This is a genomic window from uncultured Rhodococcus sp., from assembly GCF_963525155.1.
Lineage (GTDB): Bacteria > Actinomycetota > Actinomycetes > Mycobacteriales > Mycobacteriaceae > Rhodococcus_F > Rhodococcus_F qingshengii.
Genome location: NZ_CAURKP010000234.1, coordinates 1 through 6,754 on the forward strand (window position 1 = coordinate 1; position 6,754 = coordinate 6,754).

The 6,754-nt window shown below is 63.6% G+C and carries 8 protein-coding genes; 4 read left to right on the forward strand and 4 right to left on the reverse strand.

Going from position 1 to position 6,754, the window contains the following annotated elements; all coding sequences use genetic code 11:
* Together RWT78_RS26725 and RWT78_RS26730 are read left to right on the forward strand one after the other, a co-directional pair.
* Positions 1-389, forward strand: a 389-nt coding sequence (locus tag RWT78_RS26725; RefSeq protein WP_314682036.1) for a cation:proton antiporter, incomplete at its 5' end; no start/stop codon positions are given.
* Positions 390-410: 21 nt separating this feature from the next.
* Entirely contained in the window at positions 411-1,220 is an 810-nt protein-coding gene (locus RWT78_RS26730) for a tyrosine-protein phosphatase (RefSeq protein WP_314682038.1), read from the forward strand.
* A gap of 67 nt (positions 1,221-1,287) precedes the next feature.
* Here the strand turns inward: RWT78_RS26730 and RWT78_RS26735 are convergent, their stop codons facing one another.
* Complete coding sequence (locus RWT78_RS26735; RefSeq protein ID WP_399552199.1) at positions 1,288-2,712, reverse strand: RNA polymerase sigma factor; 1,425 nt, start codon at positions 2,710-2,712, stop codon at positions 1,288-1,290.
* A gap of 112 nt (positions 2,713-2,824) precedes the next feature.
* On the reverse strand, positions 2,825-3,592 hold the full coding sequence (gene ppgK / locus RWT78_RS26740; protein WP_042449945.1) for a polyphosphate--glucose phosphotransferase: 768 nt from the start codon (positions 3,590-3,592) through the stop codon (positions 2,825-2,827).
* Between the two features lie 169 nt (positions 3,593-3,761).
* Between ppgK and RWT78_RS26745 the strand changes: the two genes are divergently transcribed.
* Positions 3,762-4,640, forward strand: coding sequence for an inositol monophosphatase family protein (locus tag RWT78_RS26745; RefSeq protein ID WP_214926232.1), 879 nt, complete (start codon positions 3,762-3,764; stop codon positions 4,638-4,640).
* Positions 4,641-4,646: 6 nt separating this feature from the next.
* Here RWT78_RS26745 and cei read toward each other — a convergent pair whose 3' ends face one another.
* On the reverse strand, positions 4,647-5,330 hold the full coding sequence (cei, locus tag RWT78_RS26750) for an envelope integrity protein Cei (RefSeq protein ID WP_003942618.1): 684 nt from the start codon (positions 5,328-5,330) through the stop codon (positions 4,647-4,649).
* Positions 5,331-5,863: 533 nt separating this feature from the next.
* Between cei and RWT78_RS26755 the strand changes: the two genes are divergently transcribed.
* Entirely contained in the window at positions 5,864-6,166 is a 303-nt protein-coding gene (locus RWT78_RS26755) for a DUF4193 domain-containing protein (protein ID WP_003942593.1), read from the forward strand.
* 80 nt (positions 6,167-6,246) lie between these two features.
* Here RWT78_RS26755 and RWT78_RS26760 read toward each other — a convergent pair whose 3' ends face one another.
* Positions 6,247-6,744, reverse strand: coding sequence for a DUF3093 domain-containing protein (locus tag RWT78_RS26760; RefSeq protein WP_314682048.1), 498 nt, complete (start codon positions 6,742-6,744; stop codon positions 6,247-6,249).
* Between the last annotated feature and the right edge of the window lie 10 nt (positions 6,745-6,754).

A 6,754-nucleotide genomic window follows, 5' to 3' on the forward strand; every position in this document is an offset into this window, starting at 1 on the left:
TACTCGAGCCCCTTCGAGATCTGTTCGCTGCAATGTTCTTCGTGGTCTTCGGTCTCAACACCGATCCCAGTTCCATTCCGCCAGTCCTCGGATGGGCCGCGATCCTGGCAGTGGTCACGGCGATCACGAAGCTGGTAACCGGCGCTTGGGCGGCCAGACGTCAGGGTGTCGCGCGAATGGGTCAGGCGCGCGCCGGTGCCGCTCTGATCGCCCGCGGTGAGTTCTCCATCATCATCGCCGGCCTCGCGGTGTCCGCAGGCGCCGTCGACGCCGAACTTGCCGCATTGGCAACTGCTTACGTGCTCCTGATGGCGGTCATCGGCCCGGTGGCGGCAAGAGTTATCGAACCGGTCGCCTCGTTGTACATCAAGGTTCGAACGAAGTCCTGATTGCGGTCCTATTCTGTCCGGATGTCGAACAGAATCGCCCGTCCCGCCGCGACCGCTCTGTGTGCGCTGATCATCTCGTGTGCACCGGTCCCGGCGCTCGCCGGTGGAATTCCCGCTCTCGACCACGCCGGACCCACAGCTGCGCAGGTTGCCGCGGATCGATCGCTACACCTCGAGGGTGCGTCGAACGCGCGTGACATCGGTGGCTACGACGCCGCGGACGGGCAGACCGTTCGGTGGGGGAAGGTATTTCGCTCGAATGCCCTCGACAAGCTGACACCGTCGGATCTCGCGTCGTTGAGCGAACGCGGAGTGGAATCGGTCGACGACTTCCGTACGGTCGTCGAACGAACGCTCTCGCAGGATCGCCTTCCGAACGGGGCGCGAAGCAACTGGTTCGACGTCATCGGAACCAACCCCGCCAACCTCCCGGCGCTGGTGGACATGCCGACGATGTACGCGTTGATGGTGACCGATCCGGGGGCGAGCCGCGCATTCCACGACGCGCTGGTGAACGTCGCGAACACCGACGGTGCAGTCCTCTACCACTGCTCGGCGGGCAAGGACCGTACCGGTTGGATGACCGCAGTTCTCCTGACCGTCCTCGGCGTCAGTCGCACCGACGTGAACGCCGATTACATGCTCAGTAATCAGTACCTCACCGGACCCCGCACGGGGAGCGCGTTCATCGACGGCGTCGAACAGTCTTGGCTGGACACGTCTTTCGCCACGGTGGATCGGGTGTACGGCAACTTCGCCAACTACGTCCGGGACGGCCTTCAGTTGAGCGAGGACGATGTCGCACAACTCCGGGACACACTCTTGGTCTGAGGCGGCAAACGCACAAGAGCCGCTCTCCGGCGATCCGGAGAGCGGCTCTTCTGTGCATAGCTGGTGACTAGTCGAGGTAGTCGCGCAGAACCTGCGAACGCGACGGGTGGCGCAGCTTCGACATCGTCTTCGATTCGATCTGGCGGATACGCTCACGCGTGACGCCGTAGACCTGTCCGATTTCGTCTAAAGTCCTCGGCTGACCGTCGGTGAGACCGAAGCGGAGGCGAACCACGCCGGCTTCGCGCTCGGACAGCGTCTCGAGTACCGACTGCAGCTGATCCTGCAGCAAGGTGAACGAGACGGCATCGACTGCGACAACAGCTTCGGAGTCCTCGATGAAGTCACCGAGCTGGCTGTCGCCCTCGTCGCCGATGGTCTGGTCGAGAGAGATCGGCTCACGCGCGTACTGCTGGATTTCCAGCACCTTCTCCGGCGTGATGTCCATTTCCTTGGCGAGCTCTTCCGGCGTGGGCTCACGGCCCACGTCATGGAGCAGCTCACGCTGCATACGGCCGAGCTTGTTGATTACCTCGACCATGTGCACCGGGATTCGGATGGTGCGAGCCTGGTCGGCCATTGCGCGGGTGATGGCCTGACGGATCCACCACGTGGCGTAGGTCGAGAACTTGTAACCCTTGGTGTAGTCGAACTTCTCGACTGCACGGATCAGACCGAGGTTGCCTTCCTGGATGAGGTCCAGGAACGCCATGCCGCGGCCCGTGTAGCGCTTGGCGAGCGAGACGACCAGGCGGAGGTTGGCCTCGAGGAGGTGGTTCTTGGCGCGGTTGCCGTCGCGGCAGATCCAGCTCATGTCGCGTCGCTGAGCCGCAGGCAACTTCTCGCCCTTGTCAGCGAGGTCCTGCATGATCTGCACGGCGTAGAGGCCGGCCTCGATGCGCTTGGCCAGTTCGACTTCCTCTTCGGCGTTGAGGAGTGCGACCTTGCCGATCTGCTTGAGGTAAGCGCGAACCGAGTCGGCGGACGCCGTCAGTTCGGCATCCTTGCGTGCCTGACGGAGAGCCTCGGACTCTTCCTCGTCCCAGACGAAGTCGCCGGAAGCCTTGTCCTTCTCGGACGGCTCTGCAGCGGTCTCTTCGTCTTCGCCGACTGCTACGACCTCGACGACATCGGACTCGACCTCGGCAAGGTCGCCGTCCGTGATGTCGATGTCTTCCAACTCGACATCGCCGTCTTCGGCGTCAGGATCGCCGGCCTTCTTGGGGCTGGCCTTCTTAGCTGCTGCCTTCTTGGCCGGAGCTTTCTTGGCCGGAGCCTTCTTTGCTGCTGCCTTCTTGGCGGGGGCCTTTTTCGCCGGAGCCTTCTTGGCTGCCGGAGCGGTGACGGTGGCCGCCTCCACGGCTGGAGATTGTGGCTCTGACTCTGATGGAGAATCAGCAGTCTGACGTGTATCGGTGGCTGCCACGTACGCCCTTTCGTGACGGTGTCGTGCGGCGTCACGCCAGAGTGGTGATCCGGCGGAGAGGTCAATGGTTGTTGGCCGGCGCGCAGCCGGACTTCACCATTGTAACGACTCTCAGGAAACTCTTACGTCACGGCGGGCCGTAACAGGTAGATTTTCCGCTTTTCACGTGCAGGTTTTCTCATCCGGCGACGGAGGCCGGCCTGGTCAGTCCGACCGATGCGAGCGCAGCTCCGGCGATTCCCGCGGTGTTGAGAAGGGTGGCGGGGACGACCTTCGTGCGGTTGGTCAGATGCGGAATCCACTTCTCGTGCTTGCGGCTGATACCGCCTCCGGCGATGAAGAGATCAGGCCACAGCAGGTTCTCGAAGGTGGTCAGAACTCGCGAGACCTCGACCGCCCACTCCTTGTAGCTCCAGTCCTTCTTCTCCTTCACCGACGACGCCGCCCGGTGCTCGGCTTCCTTGCCGTCGACCTCGAGGTGACCGAACTCGGTGTTGGGCAACAGAACTCCGTTGTGCAGCACGGCAGATCCGATTCCGGTGCCGAAGGTCAACAAGATCACGACGCCGGAGGTGTCCTTGCCCGCTCCGAACGAGTCCTCGGCGATTCCGGCAGCGTCGGCGTCGTTGAGGACGGTGACCTCGCGCCCGCCCAGCGCCTTGCCGAACAGAGCGGCCGCGTCGGTGTCGATCCAGGACTTGTCGATGTTCGCGGCGCTGCGCGCGACGCCGCCGGTCACGACAGCGGGCAAGGTGATGCCGACCGGACCGGTCCACTTGGCCTGCTCGACGATCTCGGCGACAGTGCCCGCGATCGCATCGGGTGTGGAGGGCTGCGGGGTCAGGATCTTGATGCGGTCACCGATCATTTCCCCGGTGCTCAGGTCGATCGTGCCGCCCTTGACGCCGCTGCCGCCGACGTCGATCCCGAAACCTGTGGTTGTCATCGTCCTGCGCTCCTGAGTGTCGAATTCGAGGTCACGATCTACCGTTGCAAACACTAACCCGAACAAGGACCCGGGCGCGTCCTCTCGAACCGCCCACCTCGAGACGTTCGAGTGGTGCCCCTCGGTAGAGATGTGTTGCGATGGTCCGGTGCGCCCTTCAGAAAGAACGTTGCCCGACTTTTCCGCCGATTCTCTGGACCCCGCACAGTTGCGGGAAGTAGCCGTAGCCGTCGCCGAACGCGCAGCCGAACACGTCCGCTTGCGTCGGCCCGAGGTATTCGGCCTGGTGGGTTCCGGTGCCGCCGAGGGTGGTTCGGTTGCGGCGAAGAGCACGCCCACCGATCCCGTCACGGTGGTCGATACCGAAACCGAACAGGTGATTCGCGACCTTCTGGCGCAATGGCGGCCTGCAGATTCGATCTTGGGTGAGGAAGGTGGCGGAGACACCGACGATTCCGCGGGAGTTCGATGGGTTGTCGATCCCATCGACGGCACGGTGAATTTTCTCTACGGAATCCCCGCGTTCGCCATCTCGGTGGCCGTACAGATCGACGGGTTCTCGGTAGCCGGGGCTGTCGTCGACGTGTCGTTGGAAACCACGTACGCCGCGCATCGGGGCGGCGGTGCAACCATGACCACGGCCGACGGCGTCGTCAGCGACCTGCAAGCCAATGAGGTGACCGAGCTGTCAATGGCGCTGTTGGCCACCGGCTTCGGTTACGGAGCGGATCGCCGGAAGGTGCAGGGCACGTTGATCGGGCAGATCCTGCCGCAGGTCCGCGACATCCGACGCATCGGTTCGGCTGCGTTGGATCTGTGCATGGTCGCCACCGGCCGGGTCGACGCTCACTTCGAACACGGACTGAGTCCGTGGGACTGGGCAGCCGGCTCCTTGATCGCTTCCGAAGCGGGCGCCGTGATCAACGTCCCGGCGCCCAATTCCACGTCGGCCGACGGCGATGTCGTTTACGCAGTCGCTCCGGCGATCGCCGAGCAGTTCGCGCACATGCTCAGTTCGATCGGCGCAGATCAGCCGATTCCGAGCTGAGGCCTGTCAGCAGCGCGCCGTGCGCGCTGCTTTGAGCAGTGCGATGTCCATCGGAGCGACTTCGGCGTTTGCGGGTTGCTCGGCCAGAGCATGCAAGATCGCGGTGGCGTCGGTGTTGGGGGTCAGGGCGCCCTTGTTGTAGGTGCCGAGAGCCAGGTCGACGGTGTCGTCGCCGCGGCCGTCCTGGACCAGTTCGGCGCAGGGGGCGACCAGCCAGACGGAACTGGCGGCGGCGAGGCCGTTCGCTCCGAATCGGATCTGACCCTGGCACTCCATGTTCTGGTCGACGTAGACGGGGTCGTTTCCGACCTGGACGTCCGGCGCGCTGGAGAAGCCGAACTCGCTCAGTTGCGCTGCCACCTGGGCCGCCTGGCCGTGTTCACCGTTGGCGTTGAACACACGAACCTTGGTGGCGGCGAGGGGAGCGGGATCCACGTCGAGCAGCTTCGAGCGGTCGACGACGGTTCCCAGCGGTAGTGGCGCCGCTGCCGAAGGATCGGACGAAGGTTGCGGCAGGTTGCAGGCGACGGTGTCACTGACTTCCGCCTCGGCGCTCAGGATGCGGACCCACAAGACACTGCCGATCAATGCGAGTACCGCGAACACGGCGATCACCGGCCACGCGCGCCGACGGCGGAACGGACGTCCCTGGTCATCGGTAGAGCTGCCTTCGGTGATCAGAGAAACCACGGTATCCCTCGACTTTCTTGACGAAACTTCTACTTCGCCATCGGGCCGAGCGGCGCCGGCATGACGTTCGGTGCCTACCTTAGAGGGCCTGTGTGACGAGACAGCCGAAGCGAGGCTCGACGCGTCGAGTCCTTGTCGATTGCGAAACGGCAGTTGGCCGATTACCGGCCTGTTTCTACCCGGATTCGGCCCGAAAACATCGTGGAAAGGTCACAGCTTGCTCTTGCCTTGGTGACAATTCGCAGTCATTTTTCGGAAATTTCCGATTCGGTTACTACTTTCGTGCTCACGTCGGCTACTGTCTGGCGGCCCAGGTCGTTCAACTGGGCATCGGCCGGACGCCGAAATGACAACCAAATGAGGCGCAGATCACGTTCTCGGAAGGAACTTCCGGGCACTAATTCCAGTCCTGCAGCGTTATGCAGCGACAGGGAATGATCTGGATGCCACGGCGGTTTCCATGCGCATCAAGGATCTACCGGATTCTCGGCGCACACGGGACCGGGATACACGAAGAGGATGGGGTAGACGAGATGGCAACTGACTACGACGCACCGAGGCGTACAGAGTCCGACGAGGTTTCGGAGGACTCGCTCGAGGAGCTGAAGGCGCGACGCAACGAAGCGCAGTCAGCCGTCGTCGACATCGACGAGACGGACACCGCGGAGTCCTTCGAGCTGCCGGGTGCCGACCTTTCCGGCGAGGAACTCTCGGTTCGAGTTGTTCCGAAGCAGGCAGACGAGTTCACGTGTTCGAGCTGCTTCCTGGTTCATCACCGCAGCCGCCTGGCCAGTGATGCCAACGGACAGCTCGTATGCATGGACTGCGCTGCCTGATCTCCCTTCCCGGTGGTCGACCCGTCAGCGCGAGGGTCGACCAAGGGTCGGGAAGTACTGCTTTGCTGTGACCGCGCTGGTCAGAGATCCAGCGCAGCCAGCAGATCAGCGGGACGACGTGTGCTCACCAACCAGTACGGCGTGGGATCCTCCGGGTCGTCGAGCACGATCAACACCATTGTCTTGACCCATGGGCGATGCTGGACGAACGCCGACGGATCGAGTTGGCGCCCCATCGCAGCACTCTTCGCGGAAGCCGGCACTGCTGCCGCCCGTGAAATCAATTCGACCGGCAGGTGGGCTCTACCCACGTGCAATTCCTTCACCCCTGCTGTCTCCACCACCTCGACGCGCATCCGGCTGAGCCAGAATGCCGCCCAGATCGGGATCGGGAGTAGTACGACGTACGCCAGGTACGAGAGAAGCCCCGGGCGGCCCATGTGGACCTCGGCCGCGAGGAGTCCGGCTACGGCCAGCCCGGCGATCCACCACCAGATCGGCACCCACAGGCGCTCGGAGTACAGCGTCGTGGACGGGGGCGTTGGGGTGGCGACGTCAGGGCGAGATGTGTCGCGCACCTGTCCAGGA